The 814-nt window shown below is 53.1% G+C and carries 8 tRNA genes and 1 rRNA gene; all 9 read right to left on the reverse strand.

The window, feature by feature from the left end:
* Positions 1-4 precede the first annotated feature (4 nt).
* The 9 genes from TS1_RS12185 to rrf all read right to left on the reverse strand — a co-directional run bounded on the left by TS1_RS12185 (position 5) and on the right by rrf (position 797).
* Positions 5-78: transfer RNA gene (locus TS1_RS12185), tRNA-Pro, on the reverse strand.
* A gap of 3 nt (positions 79-81) precedes the next feature.
* Positions 82-155, reverse strand: a tRNA-Arg gene (locus tag TS1_RS12190).
* A 10-nt stretch (positions 156-165) separates the two neighbouring features.
* Positions 166-251, reverse strand: a tRNA-Leu gene (locus TS1_RS12195).
* 14 nt (positions 252-265) lie between these two features.
* Positions 266-337: transfer RNA gene (locus TS1_RS12200), tRNA-Gly, on the reverse strand.
* Between the two features lie 11 nt (positions 338-348).
* Positions 349-421, reverse strand: a tRNA-Thr gene (locus TS1_RS12205).
* Positions 422-432: 11 nt separating this feature from the next.
* Positions 433-514 (reverse strand) — tRNA-Leu (locus TS1_RS12210).
* A gap of 13 nt (positions 515-527) precedes the next feature.
* A tRNA-Lys gene (locus TS1_RS12215) sits at positions 528-600 on the reverse strand.
* A 2-nt stretch (positions 601-602) separates the two neighbouring features.
* A tRNA-Val gene (locus tag TS1_RS12220) sits at positions 603-675 on the reverse strand.
* Positions 676-681: 6 nt separating this feature from the next.
* A 5S ribosomal RNA gene (rrf, locus tag TS1_RS12225) occupies positions 682-797 on the reverse strand.
* Positions 798-814 lie beyond the last annotated feature (17 nt).

An 814-nucleotide genomic window follows, 5' to 3' on the forward strand; every position in this document is an offset into this window, starting at 1 on the left:
TTCATCGGGAAGACAGGATTCGAACCTACGACCCCTTGGTCCCAAACCAAGTGCTCTACCAAGCTGAGCTACTTCCCGTTACGCGCCCAGAAGGATTCGAACCCTCAACCTTCTGATCCGTAGTCAGACACTCTGTCCAGTTGAGCTATGGGCGCAATATTCAAATGCCGAGGACCGGAATCGAACCGGTACGGTAATTACTTACCCCAGGATTTTAAGTCCTGTGCGTCTGCCAGTTCCGCCACCCCGGCGTGGGCTTGGCACAAGCGGAAAACGGGATTCGAACCCGCGACCCCCACCTTGGCAAGGTGGTGCTCTACCGCTGAGCTATTTCCGCATCATTTCGGATGCCGGCTAAAGGACTTGAACCCTCGACCCTCTGATTACAAATCAGATGCTCTACCAACTGAGCTAAGCCGGCCTTTCCCTACATGCGGGTGAAGGGACTTGAACCCCCACGCCTTGCGGCGCTAGATCCTAAATCTAGTGCGTCTGCCAATTCCGCCACACCCGCAGATTTGTATAAATGAGTCGTACAGGATTCGAACCTGTGACCCTCTGATTAAAAGTCAGATGCTCTACCAACTGAGCTAACGACTCAATGGAGGTTATAGGGCTCGAACCTATGACCCTCTGCTTGTAAGGCAGATGCTCTCCCAGCTGAGCTAAACCTCCAAGAAAGCGTGGCGATGTCCGACTCTCGCAAGGGGCAACCCCTCACTACAATTGGCGCTAAGAAGCTTAACGACTGTGTTCGGCATGGGAACAGGTGTCTCCTTCTTGCCATCATCACCACACATTAAATGAGCGAACC

This window comes from Tetragenococcus solitarius NBRC 100494 (assembly GCF_001544195.1).
Lineage (GTDB): Bacteria > Bacillota > Bacilli > Lactobacillales > Enterococcaceae > Tetragenococcus > Tetragenococcus solitarius.